The following is a 26,738-nucleotide window of genomic DNA, read 5'->3' on the forward strand; positions in this document are numbered from 1 at the left end:
AGCAGTGTCACGTGCCGCGCCGCCGCCCCGCAACAGCCGTGTGCTCGCCGGGTTCCTGAGCCTGCTGGGCGAAGTCCTGATCACGTCCGGTCTGGTGCTGGCCCTGTTCGTCGCGTACTCGCTGTGGTGGACGAACGTGCTCGCGGACCGGCAGGCGTCGGCGCGGGGCGACGAGGTCCGCCGCCAGTGGCTGACGGCTCCGGCACCGGGGGCGTCGGCCGGGCCCGGTGCGCTGGACACCCAGGGCGGCATCGGCTTCCTGCACGTACCGGCGATGAAGAACGGCGAGGTGCTCGTGAAGCGGGGCACGACGCCGGAGGTCCTGAACGACGGCGTGGCCGGGTACTACACGGAGCCCGTGAAGTCGGCCCTGCCCTGGGACCGGCAGGGGAACTTCTCGCTGGCCGCGCACCGCGACGGCCACGGGGCGAAGTTCCACGACATCGACAAGGTGAAGAACGGCGACGCCGTCGTCTTCGAGACGCGGGACACCTGGTACGTGTACAAGGTCTTCGCGGAGCTGCGCCAGACGTCGAAGTACGACGTGGACGTGCTCGCCCCGGTCCCGAAGGAGTCGGGGCGGACGACACCCGGCCGCTACATCACGCTGACGACCTGCACCCCGGTCTACACGTCCAAGTTCCGCTACGTCGTGTGGGGCGAGCTGGTGCGCACCCAGCAGGTGGACACGAAGCGGACGCCGCCGGCGGAGCTGCGCTGACGGTCGTCCCTGCGGGGCAGACGGCGGGGCCCGGCTCCTCTCGGTGAGAGGAGCCGGGCCCTGTCCGTGCTCTGCGGCTGCGGCTGCGGCGGCTGCAGCCGGCGGCTAGCGGCGGCCGCCGGTGAGGCCGCCGAAGATGCCGCCCTGCTGGCCGCCCTGCTGGTTGGCGATCGTCTGGACGTTGACGACCGTGCCCGTCGGGACGGGCGAGTTCGCGGTCGGGTCGCTGGCGATGACGATCGCGTTGTCGTCCGTCGGGCCGCCCAGCACCGCGCCGAAGACCAGGCCTCTGGCGGCGAGTTCGGCCTTGGCCTGGGCGACCGTCTTGGTGGCCAGCTGCGGGACCTGGGTCTGCTGCGAGGCCTTGGCGACGGAGACGTTGACCGTGGTGCCCGGGGCGACCTGCTCCCCCGGCTGGTACTGCTGCTGGACGATCGTCTTCGGCGGGGCGCCGGGGGAGTCGACCTCCGTGGTGCTGCCCAGCTTGAGCTTGGCGTCGTTGAGGAGCTTGACCGCCTCCTCCTTGGTCTTCCCGAGGAGGCTGGGGACCTCGGCCTTGGTCTGCTCCTTGGCGACGGTCAGGGTGACCAGGGAGCCCTTCTGGGCCTGCTGGCCGCTCTTGGGGTTCTGGTCGAGGACGATGCCGGCCGGGCGGTCGGACTCCTGGTTCTTCCGCTCGACCTGGAAGCCCTTGTCCTTGAGGGCCTTCTCCGCCTCGTCGAACTGCAGGTTGAGCACGTTGATCATGGGCACGCTGGGGGCGCCCGAGGAGATCGTGAGCGTGATCGTGGAGCCCTTGTCGAGCTTGGTGTCCGGCGCCGGGTCCTGCTTGCAGACGTTGCCCTTGGGCTGGTCCTCGCAGGGCTCGTCCGGCCCCTTCGTGACCTTGAGCTCGACGTTGTCGGCGCTCTTCTGCGCCTGCTCGAAGGTCTGGCCGATGAGCCTCGGCACGTTGGGCCGGTTGTCGGCGCTGCCGCTGAAGAGGGAGCGGCCGATGAGGATCGCGCCCACCAGCACGAGGATGCCGGCCGTGACGAGCAGGATGGTGGAGGCCCGGCTCTTCTTCTGGCGGCGGCCGTGGCCCTGGTCGTAGCCGCCGTGGCCCTGGTCCCCGTACCCGTATCCGCCGTCGCCCGGGGGCATCGGCGGGAGCATGGAGGTCTGGCCGCCGGAATCGGCGGCGCGCAGGGCGGTGGTGGGCTGGTCGTAGCCGGGGTGGCCGTAGCCGTGGCCCTGGTCGGGGTAGCCGTAGCCGGCGGCGCCCATGGCGGCGGTCGCGGCGACGGGCTGGCCCTCAAGGCAGGCCTCGATGTCGGCGCGCATCTCGTCGGCCGACTGGTAGCGGTAGTCCGGGTCCTTGACCAGGGCCTTCAGCACGATCGCGTCCATCTCGGGCGTGATCTCGGGGTCGAAGTTCGACGGCGGCTGGGGCTCTTCCCGCACGTGCTGGTACGCCACGGCGACCGGGGAGTCGCCGATGAACGGCGGCCGGACGCAGAGGAGCTCGTACAGCAGGCAGCCCGCGGAGTAGAGGTCGGAGCGCGCGTCGACCTGCTCGCCCTTGGCCTGCTCCGGGGAGAGGTACTGGGCGGTGCCGATGACGGCCGCGGTCTGCGTCATGGTCATGCCGGAGTCGCCCATGGCGCGGGCGATGCCGAAGTCCATGACCTTGACCTGGCCCGTGCGCGTGAGCATGACGTTGGCGGGCTTGATGTCACGGTGCACGATGCCGGCGCGGTGCGAGTACTCAAGGGCCTGGAGGATGCCGATGGTCATTTCCAGGGTGCGCTCGGGCAGCAGCTTGCGGCCCGAGTGCAGCAGCTCGCGCAGGGTCGAGCCGTCGACGTACTCCATCACGATGTACGGGATGGAGATGTTGTCGACGTAGTCCTCGCCGGTGTCGTAGACCGCGACGATCGCCGGGTGGTTGAGCGAGGCGGCCGACTGGGCCTCGCGCCGGAACCGGGCCTGGAAGGACGGGTCGCGGGCGAGGTCGGCGCGCAGGGTCTTGACGGCGACGGTACGGCCGAGCCGGGTGTCGTGGGCGAGGTAGACCTCGGCCATGCCACCGCGGCCGAGCACGTGGCTCAGCTCGTACCGGCCGCCGAGGCGACGCGGCTCTTCCATAACGTTGCAGCCCTCTCCGTCAGTCCCGACCGCACCCGTGTGTGGTCCGGCGGTGTGCTGTTCGCGCAAAGGCTACCGGCCGATCGTCGGTGATCGGTTCGTGACCACAGCCTGATACCGGACCGGTACCGTACGCTCGGATCCGGGCGGGAACAGTGGTCTGGGTCACGTGCGCGTCAGCCCTTGTTCTTCAGTACGGCTTCCATCACGGCCTTGGCGACCGGGGCGGCGAGCCCGCCGCCGCTGATGTCCTCGCGGTCGGCGCTGCTGTCCTCGATGACGACGGCGACGGCGACGGGGGACGTGCCGTCGGGGTTCTCGGCGTACGAGATGAACCAGGCGTACGGACGCTTGGCGTTCTTCTCGCCGTGCTGGGCGGTGCCGGTCTTGCCGCCGACGGTGACGTTCTTGATCTTGGCGTTGGCGCCGGTGCCCTTCTCGACGACGTTGACCATCATCTGCTGGATCTTCTGCGCGTTGGCGGCGGAGAGCGGCCGGCTCATCTCCTGCGGCTCGTGTTTCTCGATCACGTCGAGGTTGGGCGCCGTCAGCTGGTCGACCATGTACGGCTTCATCAGCTTGCCGTCGTTGGCGATGGCGGCGGTGACCATGGCCATCTGGAGCGGGGTGGCCGCGGTGTTGAACTGGCCGATGGCGCTCTGGGCGTTGCCGTCCTTGCCCATCGTCTTGTCGTAGACGCTGGCGAACGCGCGGACCGGGGTGTCGATCTTGTCGTTGTTGAAGCCGAACTTCTCGGCGGTCTTCACCATGTTGTCCCGCCCCACCTTGTCGCCCAGGTTCGCGAAGACGGAGTTGCAGGAGACCCGCAGCGCCTCGTTGAGGCTGGCCTTCTCGCACCCGCTGGCGTGGTTGACCATCGGCGTCTTGGTGCCCGGGAGGATGTACGGCTCGGGGGTGTCCGTCGGCGCGTTGATGTCGGTGACGACGCCGTTCTCCAGGGCCGCCGCGGAGGTGACCACCTTGAAGGTGGAGCCGGGCGGGTAGGTCTCGCGCAGGGCGCGGTTGACGAGCTGCTTGTCCTCGCTGTCCTTCAGGGCGACCCAGGCCTTCTCGTCCGTCTTGGAGTTGCCGGCGAAGGTGGAGGGGTCGTACGAGGGGGTGCTGACCAGGGCGAGGATGGCGCCGGTGCGCGGGTCGATCGCCGCGACGGCGCCCTTCCGGGTGCCGAGGTTCTCGTACGCGGCCTTCTGTACCTCGGGCATCAGCGTGGTGACGACGTTGCCGCCGGCCTTCTTCTCGCCGGTGAACATGCCGATGGTGCGGTCGAAGAAGAGCCGGTCGTCGTTGCCGGTGAGGATCTGGTCTTCGAGCGATTCGAGCTGGGTGGAGCCGAACGCCTGGGAGGCGTAGCCCGTCACCGGTGCCCACAGGGGGCCGTCGACGTAGGTCCGCTTGTACTTGTAGTCGCTGCCGTTGGTGACGGCGGAACCCGTGATGGCCTGCCCGCCGGCGACGATGATGTTGCCGCGCTGGGTCGCGTACTGGGCGATCTGGACCCGGCGGTTCTCCTTGCGGGTGCTGAGCTCCTGGGCCTGGACGTACTGGAGCCAGTTGGTCCGGATCAGCAGCGCGAGGATGAGCAGCCCGCAGAAGACAGAGATGCGGCGCAGGGGCTTGTTCATGACGGGCGGACCACCTGGGTCATCTCGGAGTCGGGGGACGGTGCCGGGGCCGGTGCGGGGCGGCGTGCGGTGTCGCTGATCCGGATGAGGATCCCGATGAGGGCCCAGTTGGCGAGGACGGAGGAGCCGCCGGACGCGAGGAAGGGCATGGTCATGCCGGTGAGCGGGATGAGGCCCATGACTCCGCCGGCGACGACGAAGATCTGGAGGGCGAAGGCGCCGGAGAGGCCGATCGCGAACAGTTTGCCGAAGGGGTCGCGGGCGGCGAGGGCGGTGCGCACGCCGCGCTCGATGATCAGGCCGTAGAGCAGCAGGAAGGCCATGACCCCGGCGAGGCCGAGCTCTTCGCCGACGGTGGAGAAGATGAAGTCGGAGTTGGCGGCGAAGCCGATGAGGTCGGAGTTGCCCTGGCCCCAACCGGTGCCGAGGACACCGCCGGAACCGAAGCTCATGATCGACTGGCCGACCTGCTCGCAGGCGCCCGACTTGGAGTAGCAGGCGAAGGGGTCGAGCCAGGCGGTGACACGGGCCTTGACGTGGCTGGCGGTGGCGCCGACGACGGCCGCGCCGCCGACGCTCATGAGCAGGCCGATGACGATCCAGCTGGTGCGCTCGGTGGCCACGTACAGCATGATCACGAACATGCCGAAGAAGAGCAGCGAGGTGCCGAGGTCGTTCTCGAAGACCAGGACGAGCAGGCTCATCGCCCAGATCATCAGGATCGGGCCGAGGTCGCGGCCGCGCGGCAGGTAGAGGCCCATGAAGCGGCGGCTGGCCAGGGCCAGGGCGTCGCGCTTCACCATCAGGTAGCCGGCGAAGAAGATCGCGATCACGATCTTCGCGAACTCGCCGGGCTGGATGGAGAAGCCGGCGACGCTGATCCAGATCTTGGCGCCGAAGACGTCCGCACCCAGGCCCGGGATCACCGGGAGGATCAGCAGGACCAGGGCGGCGGCCATGGAGATGTACGTGAACCGCTGGAGCGTGCGGTGGTCCTTGAGCAGCAGCAGCACGGCGGCGAACAGGGCGATGGCCAGCGCCGTGTACATCATCTGGCGGGGCGCGGACTCGGAGAACGTGCCGAACTGCCGCTTCGCCAGGTTCTGGAGCCGCTGCGACTGGTCGAGCCGCCAGATCAGGACGCAGCCGAGCCCGTTCAGGAGGGTGGCGATCGGCAGCAGCAGCGGGTCGGCGTACTTGGCGTAGCGCCGTACGACGAGGTGGGCGATGCCGGCGAGGACGGCGAGGCCGCCGCCGTAGGCGACCATGCCGGGCGGCAGCTCGCCGTGGATCGACAGGCCCACGTTGGCGTAGGCGAAGATCGGGATGACCACGGCGAAACAGAGCAGCAGGAGCTCGGTGTTCCGCCGGCTCGGCAGCTCGATGGCGCCGATGGTGGTCGTGTTGGTGACAACGCTCATGGTGTGGCAGGCCCCCTGTGCCCGCGTGTGACTACTGCTTTTCGCACTGGCCTACCAGCTGCTGCTCTGCGGCAGTCAGGCTGGGGCCGGGTGTCTGGCTGTTCTGCGCCTCGGCGTTCCGGCGCTCCTCGTCCTTCTTGCAGGCCGAGACCTGGACGCCGAGTTCGTCGATCTTCTGGCGGGCGTTGGCGAGGCTGGTTTCGCTGATGGTGGCCTCGACCTGCTTGCGCTTGAAGGGCGGCAGGTACTTCAGTTCGATCTCGGGGCGGTCGGTCTCCACCTGGGAGAGCTCCAGCGGGCCGAGCTTCTGGCTGATGCCGCGGAACAGTGCGACGTGGTTGTCCTTGACGCCGATGTAGTACTGCGTCTGGGTCCACCGGTGGGCGGCGTAGAGGCCGCCGCCGACGACCCCTGCCACCAGCAGCAGGATCAGCGTGCGGGTGGTCCACTTGCGCCCTTTGCTGCGGCGCCTGCGGGGGTTGTCGTACGTGTCGTCGAAGCGGGCCTCGTCGTCGTACGGGTCGGGTTCGCCGAAGTTGCCGTACGCGCCGCCCCCCTGGCTCTGGTCGGGGTATCCGTAGCCGGGGGCCTCGCCGCTGCCCGGGGGCCCGAAGGCACCGGCGGGCGGGGGAACCTGGCGGCCCAGACCCGCGGCGCGGCCGGCCGGGGTCTGCATGGCGTTGCCGCCGTCGAAGAGCTGGTGCTGGTTCTCGGCGACCGCGCCGACGACGACCGGGGTGTCGCTCAGCTGGGCGGCGAGGGTGTCCCCGCTGTCGGTGTCGAGGACGTCGGCGACGATGCAGGTGATGTTGTCGGGTCCGCCGCCGCGCAGGGCGAGCTGGATCAGGGCCTGCACGGTCTCGTGCGGGCCGTGGTAGTCGGCGAGGGTCTCCTCCAGGGTCTGGTGGGAGACCACGCCGGAGAGCCCGTCGGAGCAGATCAGGTAACGGTCGCCGGCGCGGACCTCGCGGATCGAGAGGTCGGGCTCGACGGTGTCGCCGCTGCCCAGCGCGCGCATCAGCAGGGAGCGCTGCGGGTGGGTGGTGGCTTCCTCTTCGGTGATGCGGCCCTCGTCGACGAGCCGCTGCACCCAGGTGTGGTCCTGGGTGATCTGGGTGAGGACGCCGTCGCGGAGCAGGTAGGCGCGGGAGTCGCCGACGTGCACGAGGCCGAGGCGCTGGCCCGTCCACAGGAGGGCGGTCAGGGTGGTGCCCATGCCTTCGAGCTGGGCGTCCTCCTCGACCATCACGCGCAGCTGGTCGTTGGCGCGCTGCACGGCGGTGGCGAGGGAGGTCAGGATGTCGGAGCCCGGGACGTCGTCGTCGAGCTGCACGAGCGAGGAGATCACCTCGGAGCTGGCGACCTCGCCTGCGGCCTGGCCGCCCATGCCGTCGGCGACCGCGAGGAGACGGGGGCCGGCATAGCCGGAGTCCTCGTTGCCCTCCCGGATCATGCCCTTGTGGGATCCGGCGGCGAACCGCAGGGACAGACTCATGCGCACCTGCCCTGTCGCCGCTGACTCCGGGTACAACCGGTCTCGAGCCACACTGCCCACCCTCCGGTCGGGAGCGCGCTCGGGTCCGTTTCCCGGTGGGGACGGACTGCCGCGGCTCGCTCGCTCCGCTCGCTCATTCTCGTACTACTTCCGCAGCTCGATGACGGTCTTGCCGATGCGGATCGGGGCGCCCGGCGGAATGGGCGTCGGGGTGGTCAGCCGGGTCCGGTCGAGATACGTGCCGTTGGTGGACCCGAGATCCTCGACGATCCACTGGCCGTCACGGTCGGGGTAGATCCTGGCATGGCGGCTGGAGGCGTAGTCGTCGTCCAGCACGATCGTGGAGTCGTGGGCGCGTCCCAGCGTGATCGTCTGCCCGGCGAGGGCCACCGTCGTGCCGGTGAGGGTGCCCTCGGAGACCACGAGCTTGGTGGGCGCTCCGCGGCGCTGTCGCTGCTGCGGGGGCGCGGCCTGCTGGCGGCCGCCCTGCTGCGGGGTGCCGGTGGCACCGCCGCGGCGGGAGCCGCGCTGCGTGACGCGCGTCCCGAACAGGTCGCTGCGGATGACCTGGACGGCCACGATGACGAACAGCCACAGAACGGCCAGGAAACCCAACCGCATGACCGTCAGGGTCAGCTCTGACATTGCCCCCGCTTCACCCTTCGGCTTGCCGGTAAATGATGGTGGTGCTGCCCACGACGATCCGCGAGCCGTCGCGGAGCGTAGCGCGGGTGGTGTGCTGCCCGTCCACCACGATGCCGTTGGTGGACCCGAGATCCTGGATCGTCGAGGGCGTTCCGGTCCGGATCTCACAGTGCCGGCGGGATACGCCGGGGTCGTCGATCCGCACGTCGGCCTCGGTGCTTCGACCGAGGACGAGCGTGGGGCGGGAAATCTGGTGGCGGGTGCCGTTGATCTCGATCCAGTGGCGCCGGGAGCCGCCGCCGGCCGGGGCCGGCCCGCTGCCGGCAGGCCGGCGCACGGGCGGACCCGGGGGCGGCCCGGCGGGCATGGGCGGAGCGGCGACCGGCGGGTATCCGTAGCCGCCCTGCTGGCCCTGCGGGGCCGGGGGAGCCTGGGGCTGCGGCTGGGAGGTGCTGGAGGCGAGGGTGCGGCTGCGGACCCGGTAGAGACCGGTGTCGAGGTCCTCGGCCTTCTCCAGGTGCACCTTGATCGGGCCCATGAAGCTGTAGCGCTGCTGCTTGGCGTAGTCGCGGACGAGGCCCGCGAGCTCGTCGCCGAGCTGGCCGGAGTACGGGCTGAGGCGTTCGTAGTCACCGGTGCTGAGCTCGACGATGAAGTCGTTGGGAACGACCGTCCGCTCGCGGTTCCAGATCGTGGCGTTGTTGTCGCACTCGCGCTGGAGGGCGCCGGCGATCTCGACGGGCTGGACCTCGGACTTGAACACCTTGGCGAAGGTGCCGTTCACCAGACCTTCGAGTCGCTGCTCGAAACGCTTCAGGACTCCCATGGGGCACCTCCTCCGTCGTTGTCGCCCTGTACTGCTTACTGATCGTATCCACGCGTGGCGGATTCGGCTGGTTCCCCACAGGTCCTGTGTGCAGGAGTGTTGGTCCTCACAAGGGATCGTAGGGGCGCCCGGGGGACAGTGTCCCGCACCGGGAGTGCGGTGCGGGAGGGGCCTGTCGGGGAGGGGCCGGGGAGTGCGGGGAAAGCGATGTGATTCCACCCCCTGCGACGTGCTAATGTTTCGACGTCGCCAGGGGAACGGCCCGAAAGGGAAGAACCACTGGGACGCTGCTCGGGCGAGTGGCGGAACGGCAGACGCGCTGGCTTCAGGTGCCAGTGTCCTTCGGGACGTGGGGGTTCAAATCCCCCCTCGCCCACATCGGCGAAACGGTCGTCATCGCGAAAGCGGTGGCGGCCGTTTCGCTTTGGCGTTCCCGCGCCTTGCCGTGGCGTTCCCGTGCTGTTCCCGCAGGGGCCGGCCGCGATTTTTTCTTTCCTTCCGTGATGCCGGTCCCCTGTCATCCCCCGCTGTGGCTGCGGTGGTTGACCCCGGCCGGACGGCCCGGGGCGCCGATCATGGGCGCCGGACCCGGAGTTGGCGTGTTCGCCGGTGTGAGGTGGGTCTCATCCGGACGACTTTCGTCGGCAGGCCCGCGACGAAAGAGAGGTGTCCGGGTCGGACGGTTGGTGTCTAGGGTCGGGCGCGTGGATGCGAAGGCGAGAGCGCGGGCCGGCTGGGACTGGCTGAGGGGGCCCGAGCCCTGGACCCGGCGGATGCTGGCGGGGGACCTGGCGATCGCCGGGCTGCTGGCGCTGCTCGGCCTGGGGGTGGAGGAGCTCGACCACGGCGGTGTGCGGCGGATGCTGGCCAGCGCCGGGGTCGTGGCGGCGCTGACGCTGCTGCGGCGCCGACTGCCCGTGGTGACCTTGGTGGTGGGCGCGGCAGTGTTCCCGTTCCTGCCCGGGACGCTGCTGGTCACGAGCCTGTTGGGCTGGTCGGCCGGGCGCCGGATCATCGGGGTGGGCCGGGCGCTGGGGGCCTTCACCGCGGCCTTCCTCGCAGAGGTCGGTCTCAGCGTGGTGCAGCAGTGGGCGCAGATGCGGCCCGTGCTGGTGATCGTCTTCTCGACGCTGATGTTCCTGGCGACGGCGGTGATGCCGGGTCTGGCCAGCCGGTACTGGTCGCAGCGCCGGACCCTGCTGCGGGCGCTCCAGGAACGCAACGCCCAACTGATGCGGGAGCGGGCGATGGTCGCCGGGCAGGCCCGGCTGCGGGAGCGCCAGCGCATCGCCCAGGACATGCACGACAGCCTCGGCCACCAGCTCGCGCTGATCTCCGTGCACACCGGTGCCCTGGAGGTGGATCCGGCGCTCACCGACCGGCAGCGGGAGGCGGTGGGGGTGCTGCGGCAGGCCTCGGTCGCGGCCATGCACGAGCTGCGCGAGGTGGTCGGGATCCTGCGTGACGGGGTGGAGGCTCCGGCTCCCGTGGAGGAGGCGCAACCCGCGGCGCGGGGTGTGGCGGGGATCGCGGGGATCGTCGATGCGGCGCGCAGCGCGGGGACCGACGTACGGATGACCACGTCGGGGCAGCCGAGGCCGCTGGTCGCCGCGTGCGACCACGCGGCGTACCGGATCGTGCAGGAGGCGCTGACGAACGCGTACAAGCACGCTTCGGGGTCGTCGATCTCGGTGGAGCTGCGGTACGAGGACGACTCGCTGGTGGTGGAGATCGCCAACGGGCCGGGGCCGGGGACGGGGCCCTGCGAGGTGGTCTCGGGCGGGCAGGGGCTGACGGGGCTGCGGGAGCGGGCGCGGCTCGTCGGCGGGATGGTGCACGCGGGCGCGACCGAGGACGGCGGCTTCCGGGTGGCCGGGGTGCTGCCCTACGGGGCGGAGCCGGCCGGGGCGGAGGTGGTCGCCGACGACTTCGGGCAGCAGGCGCAGGCGCAGGTGCCCGGGCATGCGGGCGGGCCGCCGATGGACTGGGCGGCGGTGGACCGGGAGCTGGCCGTACGCCGGCGCAGCCGGACCGGGGGGATGGCGCTCGGCTGCGGGATAGCGGTGGCGGCGGTGGTGCTGCTGGTGATCGTGGTCGGGGCGGTCCTGGTGCTGCTCGTGGGCTCGGTGAACGAGTCGATGATCAGCAGGGCCGAGTACGACCGGGTGCAGGTGGGCGAGTCGGAGGAGGCGGTTCGCGCCCGGCTGCCCGAGGGCGAGGGCTTCCTGACCAACGGCATGGAACGCCGGGGCCCGGACCGGCCGCAGGGGGCGCAGTGCCTGGCGCTGCTGTCGAGCGAGGACTCGGGTCTGTCCACCGATACCGTTTTCCGGTTCTGCTTCCAGGGCGGCAAGCTCGTCGACAAGCAGGCGTACGAGGTCAAGCAGTAGGAGCGCGGATGACAGCCAAGGCGATCCGAGTGGTGATCGCGGACGACGAGCCGCTGATCCGGGCCGGGATCAGGATGATCCTGACCTCCGCGTCGGACATCGAGGTCGTGGCGGAGGCGGCGAACGGCCGCGAGGCCGTCGAGCTGGCCCGCGGACACGCGCCGGACGTCGTGCTGCTGGACATCCAGATGCCGGTGATGGACGGGCTGAGCGCGCTCGACGAGTTGCGGCGGGCGGCTCCCGAGGTACGGACGCTGATCCTCACCACGTTCGGGGAGAAGGAGAACGTGCTGCGCGCGCTCCGGCAGGGCGGTGCGGGCTTCCTGCTCAAGGATTCGGCACCCGGCGAGCTGATCGGCGCGGTCCGGGCCACCGCGAACGGCGACGCGTACCTCTCGCCCGGGGCGACCCGGCACGTGGTGGACCAGCTCGCCGCGGGGCACGGCCCGGTGCGCGGCGAGGCCCGGCACGGGATCTCCCCCGCGGAGGCGAGGGCACGGGTCGCCGGGCTGAGCGAGCGCGAGCGCGGGGTGCTGGCCCTGCTCGGGGAAGGGCTGTCGAACGCGGACGCCGGCCGGCGCCTCCACATGAGCGAGGCGACGGTGAAGACCTACGTGAGCCGGATCCTGGCGAAGCTGGGCTGCGAGAACCGGGTACAGGCCGCCCTGCTGGCCAGGGACGCCGGGCTCTAGGTACCGTCGGGCCGCATTGATGATGTTGGCCATCATGCAGGCGGTGTTGGCCGGGAACACGAGGGTGGGGGTCGGCAGGGCATGGCGGCTGTGATGGACGAGCTCGCGGTGGCGGCAGCGGCGGCGAGAGCGGTGGCGCCGGCACCGGTACCGGCGGGTGGCAGGCGGATACCCGTCGTCGAGGGTTTCGCGCCCCGGGTGGTCGCCGGGTCGCCCAAGGAGGCGGGCAAGGCGCTGCGCACCCGGGTACCGCGCTCGGCCCACGCACACTTCGAGGCTCCGGCCGGGCGGCCGGACGCGGTGCGCGCGGTGGAGGAGTCAAACGTCGGGCGGGTCCCCGAGCTGGCGCCGATACGGGTGGGCCGGATGGCGGCGAACCCCTTCGCGTTCCTGCGCGGCTCGGCAGGGCTGATGGCACACGACCTGTCCGGCGGGCCGGTGACCGGCGTCGGCGCGCAGATCTGCGGTGACGCGCACGCGGCGAACTTCGGGCTGTACGGGGATGCGCGCGGCCGGCTCGTCATCGACCTCAACGACTTCGACGAGACCGTGTTCGGCCCCTGGGAGTGGGACCTGAAGCGGCTGGCGACCTCCTTGGTCCTGGCAGGGCGGGTGGCCGGCGCGGACGAGGACACCTGCCGGGCCGCGGCGCTGGACGCCGTGGGTGCGTACCGCCGGACCATGCGGCTGCTGGCCAAGCTGCCGGCCCTGGACGCCTGGAACGCCATCGCGGACGAGGAGCTCGTCTCGCACACCGATGCGCGGGATCTGCTGGGCACCCTGGAGCGGGTCTCGGAGAAGGCCCGCAACAACACCTCGGCCCGGTTCGCCGCCAAGTCGACCGAGATCGGTCCCGACGGGGGCCGGCGCTTCGTCGACGCCCTGCCGGTGCTGCGCAGGGTCGGCGACCGCGAGGCGGCGGCCGTCGCGGCCTCGCTGGGCCCGTACCTGCACACGCTCCAGGGCGACCGGCTGCCGCTGCTCGCCCGGTACGCGATCCACGACGTGGCCTTCCGGGTGGTGGGCACCGGCAGTGTCGGGACCCGCTCGTACGTGGTGCTGCTGCTCGACCACCGGGGCGAGCCGCTGGTGCTCCAGGTGAAGGAGGCCCGGCCTTCGGTCCTGCTGCCGTACCTGCCGGCGCTGGGCTTCGTCTCCGCCGCCGAGGAGCACGAGGGCCGCCGGGTGGTGGCCGGCCAGAAGCGGATGCAGGTGGTCTCCGACATCCTGCTGGGCTGGACCACGGTGGAGGGGCGGCCCTACCAGGTGCGGCAGTTCCGCAACCGCAAGGGCAGTGTGGACCCGGCGGCGCTGGCTGCCGACCAGATCGACGACTACGGGCGCATGACCGGTGCCCTGCTGGCCCGCGCGCACGCCCACAGCGCCGATCCGCGGCTGCTCGCCGGGTACTGCGGCAAGAACGACGAGCTGGACGAGGCCATGGCCACGTTCGCGGTGGCCTACGCGGACCGGAGCGAGGCCGATCACGCGGTGCTGGTCGCCGCGGTGCGCAGCGGGCGCATCGCCGCGGAGGCCGGGGTCTGAGTCCCTCCGCGGCCGGGGAGAGATGTTTCACGTGAAACCGTGCGAGAGCGGGTGAGGGCGCGGGAAACCGGGTTCACGTGGAACATCGGCCCCGGGCGGACCGGGCTTAGGCTGGCCGGGTGAGCGAGCAGCAGACCGAAGAGACCGTCCCCGGCGACGACGAACGTCCCGAGGCCCGCCTGGAGCGGGCCGTACGGGCCGCCGAGCAGGCGCTGATCGAGTTCGAGATCGCGGTGGAGACCTTCCGGGTGGAGGTGGAGAACTTCTCCCGCCTGCACCACCAGAAGCTGGGCCCGATGTACTCGCGGCTCGATGAACTGGACGCGCTGATCGCCGAGGCGAAGGCGGCGCGCAGCGGGGATGCCGAGGACCTGCGGCGGGCGCGGGAGGCGCGGTCGCTGGTGATGCCGATGCCGGGCGTGGACGAGCTGTTCCACGACTGGCTGGACTCCGACGGCATGTCCGACGACGCCTCCGCGATGCTCACTGAACGGCCGGTGCGGCCGCCGGAGCGGGTGCGGCCTTCGGAAGAGGTACGCCGGCTCTACCGTGAGCTGGTCCGCCAGGCGCATCCCGACCTTGCGCAGGACGAGGCCGAGCGGGAGCGGCGCGACGCGTTCATCGCGCGGGTCAACGCGGCGTACGGACGCGGTGACGAGCAGGTGCTGCGGGCGCTGGCCGAGGAATGGGCGGCGGGTCCGGTACCGGAGGCCGTACGGCGGCTGAACGAGAGCGAGGAGCTCTACGCCCGGCTGGAGTGGCTGGCGCAGCGCAAGGAGCTCTTGGCGGCGGTCGCCCGGGAGCTGGAGGACAGCGCGATCGGCTCGATGCTGAGGATGGCACCGGAGGATCCCGACCGGCTGCTGGAGGAGATCGCCGAGCAGTTGCTCGGGCAGGTCGCCGAGCGCGAGGCAGAGCTTGAGGCCCTTGCCGCCCAGTGATCTCCCGATGCGGGTGCTGCGGGGCCATGTGCCGGGTGGGTGTCCGCTAGGTTGGGTGGGAGATCCGTGATGAGAGAAGGCGACGTATGAACTTCGGGCCGCTTCCCTCGGTGGACGCCGCCGCGGTGCCCGCCGAAGGCTTTGTGCTGGACGTCCGCGAGGACGACGAATGGGCTGCCGGGCATGTGGAAGGCGCTCTGCACATCCCGATGAGCGACTTCGTCGCCCGCTTCGGTGAGCTGGCGGAGGTCGTCGAGGACGGCCGCCGGGTGCACGTGGTGTGCCGGGTCGGCGGGCGCTCCGCGCAGGTGACCCAGTACCTGGTGCGCCAGGGCATCGACGCGGTCAACGTCGACGGCGGGATGCAGGCCTGGGACGGTGCCGGGCGCCCGATGGTCTCCACCAGCGGCAACCCGGCCTTCGTGCTCTAGCGGGGCTGCCGGAACCTCAGGCGAGGGGGTGGGCGGCCAGGAGGTCGCCCAGGGCCTCCTCGTGCGCTGCGGCCGGGCCGAGCTGGAGCTCCAGCTGTTTGGCCCAGGCGTGGTAGCGGTGCAGGGGGTAGTCGGTGTCGGCGCCGAAGCCGCCGTGCAGGTGCTGTGCCGTCTGTACGACCCGGCGCACCCCCTCCGCGGCCCATATCTTGGCGACCGCCACATCGCCGGCGCTGGGCAGCGGGCCGCCCGCTGCGCCGGTCGCCGCGTCGAGCCGCCAGGCGGCCTGCCAGAGGGTGACCTCCATGGCGCGCAGGTCGATGTAGCGGTCGGCAGCCTGGACGGCGACGGCCTGGAAGGTGGCCACCGGGAAGCCGAACTGCTCGCGTTTGCCGGTGTATTCGCCGGTCATGGCGAGGACGCGCTCGCCGAGGCCCAGCGCCAGCGCACAGGTGCCCGTGGTGAGCAGCCGGCGGAGGCGCTCCCAGGCTTCCGGGGCCTCGATGAGGTGGGTCCCGGGCACCCGCACCCCGTCCAGGGCCAGTTCGGCGAGGCGCTCCCCACTGGTGGAGAACTGGTCGGCCAGGGTGAGGCCTTCGGCGGTACGGGGGACGAGCGCGAGGACGGCCTCCCCCTCGCCGGTGTGGGCCGGTACGGCGATCCAGTCGGCGCTCTGCGCCCAGGGGACCGCGGTCTGTACCCCGTCGAGGACCCACCCGCTGCTGCCCTCGCGGCGGGTGGTGACGGCGAGTTCGGCCGGGTCGTGCCCGCTGCGGCCGTGGGCGGCGGCGGTGAGCACCAGGCTTCCGCGCCCGGCGCCGGGCAGCAGGGCGGCGGCCAGTGCGGGGCTGCCGTGGGCCTGGACGGCCATGGCGGTGGCGCAGTGCTCCAGGAGCGGCACCCGGGCCAGCACCTTCGCCGCCTCGCGCAGCACCAGGCACAGGGCGATGGTGTCGAGTCCGGCTCCGCCGTGCTCCTCGGCCAGCACCAGGCCCAGCAGATCCGATGCGGCGAGCTTCGCCCACAGGGGCCGGTCGATATCGTCGGCGACCGCCCCGGGGGTGAGCGCGGGGCTGGGCACGCTGTCCGGAGCGACATCCGTGAAGACGGCCTTGGCCGCCTCGACGGCGGCCTGCTGCTCCTCGGTGAAGGTGAAGTCCACTGCCTGTCCTCCCGCGCGCACCGGAACCTGTTCTGATCTGACGGAGCGTCAATATAGAACAGGTTCCCGGAATTGCCCAGGGGCGGGACCGGCAGCGGTCAGCGGTCGAAGTCGATCTCCACCTCGTCCGTCACCGGGTGCGACTGGCAGGCCAGCACGAACCCGGCCTCCGTCTCCTCCGACTCCAGCGCGAAGTTCCGGTCCATCCGGACCTCGCCCCGCACCACGAAGGCCCGGCAGGTGCCGCACACCCCGCCCTTGCAGGCGTACGGAGCGTCGGCGCGGTTGCGCAGGACCGCGTCCAGCAGGGATTCCCCGTCCCGGACCGGCCAGGTGCCGGAGCGGCCGTCGAGACGGGCGGTGACCTGCCCGCTGGAAGCCACCGAGGCCGCGGACGCCGCCGCGGGAGCGGAGACCGTGGCGTCCTCGACGTGGAAGACCTCTTCGTGGATCCTGGTCCGTGCGACCCCGAGCGCGCCCAGCGCCTGCTCCGCGCCGAGCACCAGCCCGTACGGACCGCAGAGGAACCAGCCCGTCACCTCCGCGACCGGCAGCAGGGCGGGCAGCAGCGACTTCAGCCGCTCCTCGTCCAGGCGCCCGGACGGCAGGCCGGCCTCCTGCTCCTCCCGGGACAGGACCGTCACCAGCTGGAACCGGTCCGGGTAGCGGTCCTTGAGGTCGGCGACCTCCTCCAGGAACATCGTCGAGGCCGCCGTACGGTCGCTGCGGACGAGGCAGAACCGGGCGTCGGGCCGCGCCGCCAGCAGCGAGGCCGCGATCGACAGCACCGGCGTGATCCCGCTGCCGCCGACGATCGCCGCATAGTGCCCCGCCGCCGGGGCGGCGGCCGGCTCCAGGACGAACCGGCCGGCCGGGACCATCACATCGAGCACGTCCCCGGCCGCGACCTCCTTGTGCGCGAAGGTGGAGAACTCGCCGCCCTCCACCAGCCGCACGCCCACCCGCAGGTGGGCGGGGCCCGGACCGCCCGCCTCCGGTGCGGGCGAGCAGATGGAGTAGGTACGGCGGATCTCCACGCCCTCCGGGGTGCTGCGGCGCAGGGTGAGGTGCTGGCCGGGGGCGTGCCGGTACTCGGCGCGCAGCTCCTGCGGTACCTCCAGGGTCAGTGCCACCGAGTCGTCGGTGAGCCGGTCGACCGCCGCCACCGTCAGCCGGTGGAAGGCGCCGTGGCGTGCGGGGCGCGGGGCCACCGCAGCGGACGACGGCGCGGGCGACGGCGTGGACTCGGCCATCTACAGCTCCTTGAAGTGGTCGAACGGTTCACGGCAGGCGGTGCAGCGGCGCAGCGCCTTGCATGCGGTGGAGGAGAACCGGCTGAGCAGCTCGGTGTCGGTCGAGCCGCAGTGGGGGCAGCGGACCGAGAGGGTCAGCGGGACCGGCCCGCCCGCCGCGTGCGGGCGGGGCGGGGCGATGCCGAACTCGGCGAGCTTGCGGCGGCCTTCGGCGCTGATGTCGTCGGTCGACCAGGCGGGGGAGAGGACGGTGCGCACCCGGACGTCCGCCATGCCGTGGCCGGTCAGGACCCGCTCGATGTCGGCGGACATGGCCTCGATGGCGGGGCAGCCGGTGTAGGTGGGGGTGAGGGTGACCTCGACGTGGCCGTCCTCCTGCACCCGGACCCCGCGCAGCACGCCGAGCTCGGCGAGGGTGAGGACGGGCAGCTCCGGGTCCGGGACGGAGCCGGCGAGCTCGGCCAGCTCCGCCTCCAGGCGGGTCGTGCCCTCGTGCGCGGCGGCGGTCTGCGCCGGATCCGTCACCATGACGCCCCCGGGTGGCTGCGGTGCAGGTGCTGCATCTCGGCGACCAGCCTGCCGAACGGCTCCGTGTGCAGGCCCTCGCGGCCCGCTCCGGCCGCCCAGGCCCCGGTGCGCGGGCCCTCGGGGAGTGCGAGCCCGGCCCGCTCCAGTACGTCGCCCAGTGCGGTGAGCCAGCGGCTCTCCAAGGCGGTCCAGTCCACCCCGTCGAGCCCCTCCACCGGCTGGAACGGCTCGCCGGTGTACTTCCACAGCCCGTCCAGGGCTGCCCGGATCCGGCGGTGGCTCTCCTCGGTCCCGTCGCCGAGGCGCAGGGTCCACTGCTCGGCGTGGTCGCGGTGGTAGGCGGTCTCCTTGACGGCCTTGGCCGCGAGGGGGGCGAACGGGCCGTCCCCGGCGGCGAGCACCGCGTAGAGCTCGTGCTGGTAGAGGGAGAAGTACAGCTGCCGGGCGATGGTGTGGGCGAAGTCGCCGTTCGGCTGCTCGACCAGCTGGAGGTTGCGGAAGGACCGCTCCTCGCGCAGGAAGGCGAGCTCGTCCTCGTCCCCGGCCATGGACAGCAGCACGCGGGCCTGGCCGAGCAGGTCGAGCGCGATGTTGGCGAGGGCGACCTCCTCCTCCAGGACGGGGGCGTGGCCGGCCCACTCGCCGAGGCGGTGGGAGAGGATCAGCGCGTCGTCCCCGAGCGCGAGGGCGGCCGCCTGGGTGACATCGGTGCTGGTCACAGGTGGCTCACCCCCTCGGGGATGTCATAGAAGGTGGGGTGCCGGTACGGCTTGTCGGCGGACGGTTCGAAGAACGGGTCCCGCTCGTCGGGCGAGGAGGCGGTGATCTCGGTGGAGGGCACCACCCAGATCGAGATGCCCTCGCCGCGCCTGGTGTAGAGATCGCGGGCATTGCGCAGGGCCATCTCCGCGTCGGGGGCGTGCAGGCTGCCCGCGTGCGTGTGCGAGAGACCGCGGCGCGAGCGCACGAACACCTCCCACAGTGGCCAGTTCTGCGTCATACCCCTGCCTCCTCGTTCACGTTCTGCTTCGCGTTCCCGTCCGGGGTCACGCTCCGGCCCTCGGGCTGCGGCGCGTGCTTGCGCGCGTACGCCGCGGCCGCCTCGCGGACCCAGGCGCCTTCCTCGTGGGCCCGGCGCCGCTGGCCGATCCGCTGTTCGTTGCACGGGCCGTTGCCCTTCAGCACGTCCCAGAACTCGGCCCAGTCGATCGGGCCGAAGTCGTAGTGCCCGCGCTCCTCGTTCCACTTGAGGTCCGGGTCGGGCAGGGTCAGGCCCAGCGCCTCGGCCTGCGGCACGGCGATGTCCACGAAGCGCTGGCGCAGCTCGTCATTGGAGTGCCGCTTGATCCGCCACGCCATCGACTGCGCGGAGTGCGCCGACTCGTCATCCGGCGGACCGAACATCATCAAGGAGGGCCACCACCAGCGGTCGACCGCGTCCTGCGCCATGGCGTGCTGCGCCTCGGTGCCCTTGGAGAGGGTCATGAGGAGCTCGAAGCCCTGGCGCTGGTGGAAGGACTCCTCCTTGCAGATCCGGACCATGGCGCGCGCGTACGGTCCGTAGGAGCAGCGGCAGATCGGCACCTGGTTGGTGATCGCCGCCCCGTCCACGAGCCAGCCGATCGCACCGACGTCGGCCCAGGTAAGGGTGGGGTAGTTGAAGATCGAGGAGTACTTCTGCCGACCCGAGTGGAGCTTGTCGAGCAGCTCGTCGCGGCTGGTGCCGAGGGTTTCGGCGGCGCTGTAGAGGTACAGCCCGTGCCCCGCCTCGTCCTGGACCTTGGCCATCAGGATCGCCTTGCGGCGCAGCGAGGGTGCCCGGGTGATCCAGTTGGCCTCAGGCTGCATGCCGATGATCTCGGAGTGGGCGTGCTGGGCCATCTGGCGTACGAGCGAGGCCCGGTACTCCTCGGGCATCCAGTCGCGCGGCTCCACGCGCTCGTCCGCGGCCACGGCCGCGTCGAAGGCCGCCGCGAGCTGTGCCCCGAGGTCAGCCCCGAGGCCCGTGTCCTGCCCCGTTTCCGGGGTCACTGCCACCATCCCGGCCCCCTGCCAGAGTTTTCGTTGACCGCCCGACCGACCGATCGTTCGGTTCGTCCTCTTCAATGGTGAGACGAGGGCCCGTAGGGTGTCAACCTCTGTGGTCAACCGTGTGGTCGCCGGATGGACGGGGCGGGATGGTTTCGAACGAGCGCGAGGCCGCGGAACAGACCGTTCCGCCGGTCGCTCCGCCGGGCGATTCCCCGGGCGCAGCGTGCCCCGACCCGTCCCCCGCCCCGGCTCCGGTGCGGGCCGGCGGGATCGCCGGACTGTCCGCCCCCTACCGGATACTCGCGGCGCTCGTGTTGGCGGTCGTCGGCTTCGCCGCCTGCGCACACCTGGCCCTGGTCTTCCTGCACGTCGCCCCCGCCAACACCGTGAGCAAGCGGCACGCGGAGGCGATCGACGACTGGATCTATCCCGAGTTCGAGCAGAACTGGAAGCTCTTCGCCCCCAACCCGCTCCAGCAGAACATCGCCGTCGAGGTCCGCGCGGAGATGCGGACGGCCGGCGGCGAGGTGGTCACCGGCAGCTGGCGCGACCTGTCCGCCGAGGACGGCGCGGCCATCCGGCACCGTCTGCTGCCGAGCCATACGCGGCAGAACGAGCTGCGCCGGGCCTGGGACTTCTACACCAGCTCCCACGACGAGGAGGAGAAGCCGTCCGGCGAGCGCGGCGAGCTCTCGGAGCAGTACCTGCGGCGGATCGCGCTGGAGCGGCTGACCGCCCCCGGGCCCCCCGGAGGCGGGGCGGCGGACGGCGAGATCGTACGCATCCAGCTGCGCTCGGCGACGCGGGCGGTGGCCGCGCCGAAGTGGAGCGACGAGACGACGGACACGCAGACGTACTACCGGGAGCTGCCGTGGTGGACGGTGTGAGGCACCCGGTCGCGGCCGGCCGGGCGGCGCGGGCCGCCGCCGGGCGGTTGCTCGCGCAGGTCACGGGGCGGGCGCTGGGCCCGTACCAGAGCGCGGTGGTCCGCATCGGCTTCTCAGCGACGTGGCTGTTCTTCCTGCTGCGGGAGTTCCCCCACCGGCACGAGCTCTACGGGCCGGACGGGCCCTGGAGCTGGGAGCTGGCGCGCCGCCTGACCGACTCGAACCGGGCCTTCACGGTGCTGATGTGGTCGGACTCGGCGGTGTGGTTCGAGGCCGTGTACGCGGTGGCCGTGCTGGCGAGCGCGCTGCTGCTGCTGGGCTGGCGGACGCGGGCGATGTCCCTGCTGTTCATGGTGGGGGTGCTGTCCCTGCAGAACCGCAGCGTGTTCATGGGCGACGGCGGGGACAACGTCATCCACCTGATGGCGATGTACCTGGTGCTGACCCGGTGCGCGCAGGTGTGGTCGCTGGACGCGCGCAGGGCGCGGCGCAGGGGCTCGGCGACGGCGGGGGCGGCCGGCCCCGCGTTGTGGGCCGTGCTGGGTGCGGGGTTCGCGTACGGGGCGGTGACGGCGGGGTTCGGCTACGGCTGGCTCGCGGTCTTCGCGGCGCTGTGGGTACTGGCCGCGGTGTGGTGGATGGTGGACCGGTACGAGCCGCAGGGAGAGGGCCGGGCGGTCCTGGACGTCCTGGCGAACGTGCTGCACAACGCCGGGATGATGGTGATCATGGCGGAGGTCTGCCTGATCTATGCGACGGCGGGCTGGTACAAGGTCCAGGGATCGCGGTGGCAGGACGGGACCGCGCTGTACTACCCGCTCGGGCTGGACTACTTCAGTCCGTGGCCGGGGCTGTCCTCGCTGGTGGCGGGCAGCGGGCTGATGGTGATGCTGCTGTCGTACGGAACGGTGGTGGTGCAGGTCGCCTTCCCGTTCACGGTGTTCAACCGGCGGATCAAGAACGTGCTGCTGGCGTTGATGATGCTGGAGCACGCCGGGATCGCGGTGCTGCTGGGGCTGCCGTTCTTCTCGATGGCGATGATCGCCGCGGACGCGGTGTTCCTGCCGACGGGGTTCCTGGTGTGGCTGGGCGGCCGGGCCGCCGGGCTCGTGCCGGCCGCGCGGAGGGACGGAGCTGCGCGGACGGCCCCGGCGGAGGGCGGTCCCGTCCCGGCTCCGGGCGACGGCGGTCCCGTGACCGCTCCGGCGGGGCCTTAGGGTCGGCGGTATGACTGAGCGGGAGCAGACGGCGCGGGAGTGGCGGGAAGCCGTCGAGCGGGAGGACGTGGTGCTCCTCGACGGGTTCCACGCGCTGAAGCACGCCCTGCGGTTCGGGGCCCGCGTGGTGGCCGCCGTCGCCGACGAGCCCGAGGCGGTACGGGCGCTCGCCGCCGAGCTGGCTCCGGACGTGGAGGCCGACGTGGTGCGGCTGGTGCGCGGGGCCGATCTGCGGACGCTGCTGACCCGCATCCACCCCACCGGCGTCGCGGCGCTGGCGGTCAGGCCGGACCGGGCCGAAGGGCGGGCCAGGCTGGAGCGGATGCCGCGCAGTGCGCCCGTCGTCGTGCTGGACAACCCCCGCAACCTCGGCAACGTCGGCGCCGTCGTACGACTCGCCGCCGGCTTCGGCGCCACCGGAGTGGTGACCCGCGGCGACCTCGACCCCTGGCACCCGAACGTGGTCCGGGCCGGCGCCGGGCTGCACTACGCCACCACCGTCGACCGGGTGGAGATCGAGACCCTGCCGCACGGTCCCGTCTACGCGCTGGACCCGGAGGGCGAGGACATCCGCGCCCTCACCCTCCCGGACGACGCCCTGCTCGCCTTCGGCTCCGAACGCCACGGCATCTCGCCCGAGCTGCGCGCCCGCGCCGACCACCTGGTGTCCCTGCCGATGCGGCCGCAGGTGTCCAGCTACAACCTGGCCACCAGCGTGGCCATGACCCTCTTCCACTGGGGCGGCCCGCACCCGGGCGGGCCGCACCCCGGCACCGCCTAGGCCTGGCGGCGGACCTCCACCACGCGGAAGCGGTTCGCGACGAACGCCCCGTCGCACAGGGCCGCGTTCGCCGCCGGGTTGCCGCCCGAGCCGTGGAAGTCCGAGAAGGCCGCGGTCTGGTTGACGTAGACCCCGCCGGTGAGGTTCAGCGAGAGCTGCGCCGACTCCTCCAGGCAGACCTCCTCGATCGCCCGCTCGGTGTCCGCGGACGTCGTGTACGCGCCCACCGTCATCGCGCCCTTATCCCGCACCGTGCGGCGCAGCAGCTCCAGCGCGTCCGCGGTCGAGTCGACCGCCACCGCGAAGGAGACCGGGCCGAAGCACTCCGAGAAGTAGGGGGCCTCCGTGTCCGGCTTGGAGCCGTCCAGCTTCACCATCACCGGGGTGCGCACCACCGCGTCCGGGAACTCCGGGTTCACGACCTCGCGGGAGGGCAGGGCGACCTCGCCGAGGGCGGCCGCCGCCTCCAGGCGGGCCTTGACGTCCGGGTTGACCAGCGCGCCGAGCAGCGCATTGGCCCGGGCGTCGTCGCCCAGCAGGCCGCCTACGGAGGCCGCGAGGTCGGCGACGACCTCGTCGTACGTCTTGTGGCCGGCGTCCGTGGCGATGCCGTCCCGCGGGATCAGCAGGTTCTGCGGGGTGGTGCACATCTGGCCGCTGTAGAGGGACAGCGAGAAGGCCAGGTTGGAGAGCATCCCCTTGTAGTTGTCGGTGGAGTCGATGACGACCGTGTTGACGCCCGCCTTCTCCGTGTAGACCTGCGCCTGGCGGGCGTTGGCCTCCAGCCAGTCGCCGAACTCCGTCGACCCGGTGTAGTCGATCAGCTTGACCTCGGGCCGGACGGCGAGGGTCTTGGCGATGCCCTCCCCCGGACGCTCGGCCGCCAGCGCCACCAGGTTCGGGTCGAAGCCGCTCTCGGCGAGGACCTCGCGGGCGACCTGGACGGTGAGCGCCAGCGGCAGCACGGCCCGCGGGTGCGGCTTGACCAGCACCGCGTTGCCGGTGGCCAGGGAGGCGAACAGGCCCGGGTAGCCGTTCCAGGTCGGGAAGGTGTTGCAGCCGATCACGAGCGCGATGCCGCGCGGGACGGCCGTGAAGGTCTTGCCCAGCTCCAGCGGGTCCTTCTTGCCCTGCGGCTTGGACCAGTCGGCGCGGCCGGGGACGCGGGTCTGCTCCTCGTACGCGTACGCCACCGCCTCCAGGCCGCGGTCCTGGGCGTGGGGGCCGCCCGCCTGGAACGCCATCATGAACGCCTGGCCGCTGGTGTGCATGACCGCGTGCGCAAACTCGTGCGTCCGCGCGCTGATCCGGGACAGGATTTCGATGCAGACCAGGGCGCGCACCTCGGGGCCGGCGTCCCGCCAGGCGCCCATCCCCTCCCGCATCGCGGGCAGCAGCACGTCCAGGTCGGCGTGCGGGTACTCCACGCCGAGCTCCGGGCCGTACGGGGACACCTCGCCGCCGGTCCAGCCGTCGGTGCCGGGCTGGCCGAGGTCGAGCCGGGTGCCGTTCAGCGACTGGAAGGCGGCGAGCCCGTCGGCCGGCGCGGTCTCGCCGTACGCCTTGGGGTGTTCGGGGTGCGGTGACCAGTAGGCGCGGCTGCGGATGGCGGCCAGCGCCTGGTCGAGGGTCGTCCGGTGCTTGGCGGACAGCTGGGGGACGGTGAGCTCGGCGGCCATCAGGGACCAACTCCTCGTTGAGCCGGGCAAGATCAGGCTGGTTCGCAGTCCTGAGATCAGGCAGGGGCGGGTGAAGAAGAGCAGACTGGAGCTAGAGTAACCGAACGATCGGTCGGGACAAGAGGGCCCGCCAGACCTGTGGACAACCCCGTGCGGGAGGATCAGAGCCATGACAGCAATCGAGCGGTCCCGCACTGTGGCGGTCGTCGGCGCCGGCACCATGGGCCAGGGAATCGCCCAGGTGGCCCTCCTCGCAGGTCACCGGGTGCTGATCTACGACATCAACGCCGCTCTCGCCGCAGACGGCGTCGGCATCGTCCAGGACCGCGTCGAGCGGATGGCCGCGAAGGGCCGCCTCGATCACGCCGAGGCCGAGGACGCGATCGGCCGGATCGGATCGGCGCACGCGCTCGCCGACCTCGCCGACGCCGCCCTCGTGATCGAGGCGGTCGTCGAGGACACCGGCGTCAAGCGTGCCCTGTTCGCCGCCCTCGAAGAGGTCGTCTCGCCCGAGGCCGTGCTGGCCACGAACACCTCCTCCCTCTCCGTGACCGAGCTCGCCGCGGACCTGGGGCACCCCGGCCGCTTCCTCGGCCTGCACTTCTTCAACCCGGCCCCGCTGCTCCCCCTCGTCGAGGTGGTCAGCGGTCACGCGACCGACCCGGCCGCCTCCGACCTGGCGTACCGCACCGTGCTGGGCTGGGGCAAGACACCGGTCCGGTGCGCCGACACCCCCGGCTTCATCGTCAACCGGATCGCCCGCCCCTTCTACGCCGAGGCCTTCGCGGTGTACGAGGAGCAGGGCGCCGACCCGGCCACCATCGACGCGGTGCTCCGCGAGTGCGGCGGCTTCAAGATGGGCCCGTTCGCATTGACCGACCTGATCGGCCAGGACGTCAACGAGGCCGTGACCCGCTCCGTGTGGGAGTCCTTCTTCCGCAGCCCGAAGTTCACGCCTTCCCTCGCGCAGCGCCGACTGGTCCAGTCGGGCCGCCTGGGCCGCAAGTCGGGGCACGGCTGGTTCCCGTACGGCCCGGGCGCCGCCGCACCGGCCCCGCACACCGCGGGCCCCGAGGAAGCCCCCGACAAGGTCACCGTCGTCGGCGACCTCGGACCGGCCGCCGGGCTGGTCGAGCTGCTGGAGGAAGCCGGGATCGCGGTCACCACCGCCGAGCACGGGGGCCCGTACATCCAGCTGCCCGGCGAGGGGCAGCTCGTCCTCGCGGACGGCAAGACCTCGATCGAGTTCGCCGACGTCGTCTACTTCGACCTCGCGCTCGACTACCGCGGCGCCACCCGCATCGCGCTGTCCGCCGGGGCGGACACCAGTGAGCGGACCCTCGCCGAGGCCGTCGGCCTGTTCCAGAAGCTCGGCAAGCAGGTCTCCGTCATCGGCGACGTGCCCGGCATGATCGTGGCCCGCACGGTCGCCATGCTGATCGACCTGACCGCCGACGCCGTCGCCCGGGGCGTGGCCAGCCCCGAGGACATCGACACGGCGATGCGGCTCGGCGTGAACTACCCGCTGGGCCCGTCCGAGTGGCACGACCGGCTCGGCCGCGACTGGGCGTACGACCTGCTCCACCACCTCGACGAGCGCTGCCCGGGCGGCCGCTACGCGCCCTCGCTGGCGCTGTTCAAGCTGGGCTACGCGGAGGACGGCCAGGAGGCCGACGAGGGGGAGGACTCGGAATGACCACGGCCAAACGGGACACGTACACCCCTGAGACGCTGCTGTCCGTGGCGGTGCAGGTCTTCAACGAGCGCGGCTACGACGGCACGTCCATGGAGCACCTCTCCAAGGCGGCGGGCATCTCCAAGTCCTCGATCTACCACCACGTCGCAGGCAAGGAGGAGCTCCTCCAGCGGGCCGTCAGCCGCGCGCTGGACGGCCTCTTCGCGGTACTGGAGGAGCCCGGGGCGGTACGCGGGCGGGCTGTCGAGCGGGTGGAGTACGTCACGCGGCGCACGGTCGAGGTGCTGGTCGCGGAGCTCCCGTACGTGACGCTGCTGCTGCGCGTGCGCGGCAACACCCGTACCGAGCGGTGGGCCCTGGAGCGCCGCCGCGAGTTCGACCACCAGGTCGCGGACCTCCTCAAGGCCGCCGCGGCCGAGGGCGACCTCCGCGCGGACGTGGACATCCGCCTGGCCACCCGCCTGCTGTTCGGCATGGTGAACTCCCTGGTCGAGTGGTACCGCCCGCACCCCGGCACCAGCCCGGACCAACTGGCCGACACCGTCGTCCACATGGCCTTCGACGGCCTGCGCCGCACGGCGGCGTAGCCGGCCGGGCCGGGCCCGCGGCGATCGACCGAAAATGTGT

The 26,738-nt window shown here is 71.8% G+C and carries 24 protein-coding genes and 1 tRNA gene; 12 read left to right on the forward strand and 13 right to left on the reverse strand.

The window, feature by feature from the left end:
• The first annotated feature begins 4 nt into the window (after window positions 1–4).
• Window positions 5–721: a class E sortase gene (locus AB0B01_RS09000; RefSeq protein ID WP_361714578.1), complete on the forward strand. Its 717-nt coding sequence runs from the start codon at window positions 5–7 to the stop codon at window positions 719–721.
• 105 nt (window positions 722–826) lie between these two features.
• Here AB0B01_RS09000 and pknB read toward each other — a convergent pair whose 3' ends face one another.
• The 6 genes from pknB to AB0B01_RS09030 form a co-directional block, all read right to left on the reverse strand.
• Window positions 827–2,848 carry a Stk1 family PASTA domain-containing Ser/Thr kinase gene (pknB, locus tag AB0B01_RS09005; protein ID WP_361714581.1) on the reverse strand — a complete coding sequence of 674 codons (2,022 nt, stop codon included), beginning with the start codon at window positions 2,846–2,848 and terminating at the stop codon, window positions 827–829.
• 176 nt (window positions 2,849–3,024) lie between these two features.
• Window positions 3,025–4,491: a penicillin-binding protein 2 gene (locus tag AB0B01_RS09010; protein ID WP_361714584.1), complete on the reverse strand. Its 1,467-nt coding sequence runs from the start codon at window positions 4,489–4,491 to the stop codon at window positions 3,025–3,027.
• On the reverse strand, window positions 4,488–5,912 hold the full coding sequence (locus tag AB0B01_RS09015; RefSeq protein ID WP_361714587.1) for an FtsW/RodA/SpoVE family cell cycle protein: 1,425 nt from the start codon (window positions 5,910–5,912) through the stop codon (window positions 4,488–4,490). The genes AB0B01_RS09010 and AB0B01_RS09015 overlap by 4 nt, the downstream gene beginning before the upstream one ends.
• A gap of 31 nt (window positions 5,913–5,943) precedes the next feature.
• Complete coding sequence (locus AB0B01_RS09020; protein WP_361714590.1) at window positions 5,944–7,407, reverse strand: Stp1/IreP family PP2C-type Ser/Thr phosphatase; 1,464 nt, start codon at window positions 7,405–7,407, stop codon at window positions 5,944–5,946.
• A 144-nt stretch (window positions 7,408–7,551) separates the two neighbouring features.
• Window positions 7,552–8,052, reverse strand: coding sequence for an FHA domain-containing protein (locus AB0B01_RS09025; RefSeq protein WP_361714593.1), 501 nt, complete (start codon window positions 8,050–8,052; stop codon window positions 7,552–7,554).
• A gap of 10 nt (window positions 8,053–8,062) precedes the next feature.
• Window positions 8,063–8,878 (reverse strand): DUF3662 and FHA domain-containing protein, encoded by an 816-nt coding sequence (locus AB0B01_RS09030; RefSeq protein WP_361714595.1) that lies wholly within the window; start codon window positions 8,876–8,878, stop codon window positions 8,063–8,065.
• A 293-nt stretch (window positions 8,879–9,171) separates the two neighbouring features.
• On the opposite strand from AB0B01_RS09030, the gene AB0B01_RS09035 reads away from it, so the two are divergent.
• The 6 genes from AB0B01_RS09035 (at window position 9,172) to AB0B01_RS09060 (ending at window position 14,877) form a co-directional block, all read left to right on the forward strand.
• Window positions 9,172–9,254: transfer RNA gene (locus AB0B01_RS09035), tRNA-Leu, on the forward strand.
• Window positions 9,255–9,582: 328 nt separating this feature from the next.
• On the forward strand, window positions 9,583–11,268 hold the full coding sequence (locus AB0B01_RS09040) for a sensor histidine kinase (protein ID WP_361714598.1): 1,686 nt from the start codon (window positions 9,583–9,585) through the stop codon (window positions 11,266–11,268).
• 8 nt (window positions 11,269–11,276) lie between these two features.
• Complete coding sequence (locus AB0B01_RS09045; protein ID WP_361714600.1) at window positions 11,277–11,960, forward strand: response regulator transcription factor; 684 nt, start codon at window positions 11,277–11,279, stop codon at window positions 11,958–11,960.
• A 93-nt stretch (window positions 11,961–12,053) separates the two neighbouring features.
• Entirely contained in the window at window positions 12,054–13,505 is a 1,452-nt protein-coding gene (locus tag AB0B01_RS09050) for a DUF2252 domain-containing protein (protein WP_361714781.1), read from the forward strand.
• A 119-nt stretch (window positions 13,506–13,624) separates the two neighbouring features.
• Window positions 13,625–14,446 carry a J domain-containing protein gene (locus tag AB0B01_RS09055; protein ID WP_361714603.1) on the forward strand — a complete coding sequence of 274 codons (822 nt, stop codon included), beginning with the start codon at window positions 13,625–13,627 and terminating at the stop codon, window positions 14,444–14,446.
• 86 nt (window positions 14,447–14,532) lie between these two features.
• On the forward strand, window positions 14,533–14,877 hold the full coding sequence (locus AB0B01_RS09060; protein WP_361714606.1) for a rhodanese-like domain-containing protein: 345 nt from the start codon (window positions 14,533–14,535) through the stop codon (window positions 14,875–14,877).
• A gap of 16 nt (window positions 14,878–14,893) precedes the next feature.
• On the opposite strand, the gene AB0B01_RS09065 is transcribed toward AB0B01_RS09060, so the two are convergent.
• The 6 genes from AB0B01_RS09065 to paaA all read right to left on the reverse strand — a co-directional run bounded on the left by AB0B01_RS09065 (window position 14,894) and on the right by paaA (window position 19,860).
• Complete coding sequence (locus tag AB0B01_RS09065) at window positions 14,894–16,039, reverse strand: acyl-CoA dehydrogenase family protein (RefSeq protein WP_361714609.1); 1,146 nt, start codon at window positions 16,037–16,039, stop codon at window positions 14,894–14,896.
• Between the two features lie 98 nt (window positions 16,040–16,137).
• Complete coding sequence (gene paaE / locus AB0B01_RS09070; RefSeq protein WP_361714612.1) at window positions 16,138–17,292, reverse strand: 1,2-phenylacetyl-CoA epoxidase subunit PaaE; 1,155 nt, start codon at window positions 17,290–17,292, stop codon at window positions 16,138–16,140.
• Entirely contained in the window at window positions 17,293–17,820 is a 528-nt protein-coding gene (gene paaD, locus AB0B01_RS09075; protein ID WP_361714615.1) for a 1,2-phenylacetyl-CoA epoxidase subunit PaaD, read from the reverse strand.
• Complete coding sequence (gene paaC, locus AB0B01_RS09080; protein ID WP_361714618.1) at window positions 17,814–18,539, reverse strand: 1,2-phenylacetyl-CoA epoxidase subunit PaaC; 726 nt, start codon at window positions 18,537–18,539, stop codon at window positions 17,814–17,816. The genes paaD and paaC overlap by 7 nt, the downstream gene beginning before the upstream one ends.
• On the reverse strand, window positions 18,536–18,820 hold the full coding sequence (paaB, locus tag AB0B01_RS09085; protein WP_356845677.1) for a 1,2-phenylacetyl-CoA epoxidase subunit PaaB: 285 nt from the start codon (window positions 18,818–18,820) through the stop codon (window positions 18,536–18,538). The genes paaC and paaB overlap by 4 nt, the downstream gene beginning before the upstream one ends.
• Window positions 18,817–19,860 (reverse strand): 1,2-phenylacetyl-CoA epoxidase subunit PaaA, encoded by a 1,044-nt coding sequence (gene paaA, locus AB0B01_RS09090; protein WP_361714621.1) that lies wholly within the window; start codon window positions 19,858–19,860, stop codon window positions 18,817–18,819. The genes paaB and paaA overlap by 4 nt, the downstream gene beginning before the upstream one ends.
• A 137-nt stretch (window positions 19,861–19,997) precedes the next feature.
• On the opposite strand from paaA, the gene AB0B01_RS09095 reads away from it, so the two are divergent.
• The 3 genes from AB0B01_RS09095 to AB0B01_RS09105 are packed head-to-tail and all read left to right on the forward strand — an operon-like array spanning window position 19,998 to window position 22,736.
• Complete coding sequence (locus AB0B01_RS09095; protein ID WP_361714624.1) at window positions 19,998–20,738, forward strand: DUF5819 family protein; 741 nt, start codon at window positions 19,998–20,000, stop codon at window positions 20,736–20,738.
• Window positions 20,735–21,955 (forward strand): HTTM domain-containing protein, encoded by a 1,221-nt coding sequence (locus AB0B01_RS09100; protein ID WP_361714784.1) that lies wholly within the window; start codon window positions 20,735–20,737, stop codon window positions 21,953–21,955. The genes AB0B01_RS09095 and AB0B01_RS09100 overlap by 4 nt, the downstream gene beginning before the upstream one ends.
• 10 nt (window positions 21,956–21,965) lie before the next feature.
• The gene (locus tag AB0B01_RS09105; RefSeq protein WP_361714627.1) at window positions 21,966–22,736 is read left to right on the forward strand and encodes a TrmH family RNA methyltransferase; all 771 of its coding nucleotides are present in this window, start codon (window positions 21,966–21,968) and stop codon (window positions 22,734–22,736) included.
• On the opposite strand, the gene paaN is transcribed toward AB0B01_RS09105, so the two are convergent.
• On the reverse strand, window positions 22,733–24,415 hold the full coding sequence (gene paaN, locus AB0B01_RS09110) for a phenylacetic acid degradation protein PaaN (RefSeq protein WP_361714630.1): 1,683 nt from the start codon (window positions 24,413–24,415) through the stop codon (window positions 22,733–22,735). The genes AB0B01_RS09105 and paaN overlap by 4 nt on opposite strands.
• A 169-nt stretch (window positions 24,416–24,584) precedes the next feature.
• On the opposite strand from paaN, the gene AB0B01_RS09115 reads away from it, so the two are divergent.
• Both AB0B01_RS09115 and AB0B01_RS09120 read left to right on the forward strand, forming a co-directional pair.
• On the forward strand, window positions 24,585–26,111 hold the full coding sequence (locus tag AB0B01_RS09115) for a 3-hydroxyacyl-CoA dehydrogenase (RefSeq protein WP_361714633.1): 1,527 nt from the start codon (window positions 24,585–24,587) through the stop codon (window positions 26,109–26,111).
• The gene (locus AB0B01_RS09120; RefSeq protein WP_361714635.1) at window positions 26,108–26,698 is read left to right on the forward strand and encodes a TetR/AcrR family transcriptional regulator; all 591 of its coding nucleotides are present in this window, start codon (window positions 26,108–26,110) and stop codon (window positions 26,696–26,698) included. The genes AB0B01_RS09115 and AB0B01_RS09120 overlap by 4 nt, the downstream gene beginning before the upstream one ends.
• The last annotated feature ends 40 nt before the right edge of the window (window positions 26,699–26,738 follow it).

Origin of the sequence: Streptomyces sp. NPDC044571 (assembly GCF_040647115.1) — a bacterium.
Classification (GTDB): domain Bacteria; phylum Actinomycetota; class Actinomycetes; order Streptomycetales; family Streptomycetaceae; genus Streptomyces.

Coding starts and splice junctions, on each gene's coding strand:
- AB0B01_RS09020 (WP_361714590.1), bottom strand. CDS start 7,407: ATGAGTCTGTCCCTGCGGTTCGCCGCCGGATCCCACAAGGGCATGATC.
- AB0B01_RS09015 (WP_361714587.1), bottom strand. CDS start 5,912: ATGAGCGTTGTCACCAACACGACCACCATCGGCGCCATCGAGCTGCCG.
- AB0B01_RS09095 (WP_361714624.1), top strand. CDS start 19,998: ATGGTTTCGAACGAGCGCGAGGCCGCGGAACAGACCGTTCCGCCGGTC.
- AB0B01_RS09120 (WP_361714635.1), top strand. CDS start 26,108: ATGACCACGGCCAAACGGGACACGTACACCCCTGAGACGCTGCTGTCC.
- paaA (WP_361714621.1), bottom strand. CDS start 19,860: ATGGTGGCAGTGACCCCGGAAACGGGGCAGGACACGGGCCTCGGGGCT.
- AB0B01_RS09045 (WP_361714600.1), top strand. CDS start 11,277: ATGACAGCCAAGGCGATCCGAGTGGTGATCGCGGACGACGAGCCGCTG.
- AB0B01_RS09010 (WP_361714584.1), bottom strand. CDS start 4,491: ATGAACAAGCCCCTGCGCCGCATCTCTGTCTTCTGCGGGCTGCTCATC.
- AB0B01_RS09025 (WP_361714593.1), bottom strand. CDS start 8,052: ATGTCAGAGCTGACCCTGACGGTCATGCGGTTGGGTTTCCTGGCCGTT.
- paaB (WP_356845677.1), bottom strand. CDS start 18,820: ATGACGCAGAACTGGCCACTGTGGGAGGTGTTCGTGCGCTCGCGCCGC.
- paaE (WP_361714612.1), bottom strand. CDS start 17,292: ATGGCCGAGTCCACGCCGTCGCCCGCGCCGTCGTCCGCTGCGGTGGCC.
- AB0B01_RS09105 (WP_361714627.1), top strand. CDS start 21,966: ATGACTGAGCGGGAGCAGACGGCGCGGGAGTGGCGGGAAGCCGTCGAG.
- AB0B01_RS09060 (WP_361714606.1), top strand. CDS start 14,533: ATGAACTTCGGGCCGCTTCCCTCGGTGGACGCCGCCGCGGTGCCCGCC.
- paaN (WP_361714630.1), bottom strand. CDS start 24,415: ATGGCCGCCGAGCTCACCGTCCCCCAGCTGTCCGCCAAGCACCGGACG.
- AB0B01_RS09030 (WP_361714595.1), bottom strand. CDS start 8,878: ATGGGAGTCCTGAAGCGTTTCGAGCAGCGACTCGAAGGTCTGGTGAAC.
- AB0B01_RS09050 (WP_361714781.1), top strand. CDS start 12,054: ATGGACGAGCTCGCGGTGGCGGCAGCGGCGGCGAGAGCGGTGGCGCCG.
- paaD (WP_361714615.1), bottom strand. CDS start 17,820: ATGGTGACGGATCCGGCGCAGACCGCCGCCGCGCACGAGGGCACGACC.
- pknB (WP_361714581.1), bottom strand. CDS start 2,848: ATGGAAGAGCCGCGTCGCCTCGGCGGCCGGTACGAGCTGAGCCACGTG.
- AB0B01_RS09115 (WP_361714633.1), top strand. CDS start 24,585: ATGACAGCAATCGAGCGGTCCCGCACTGTGGCGGTCGTCGGCGCCGGC.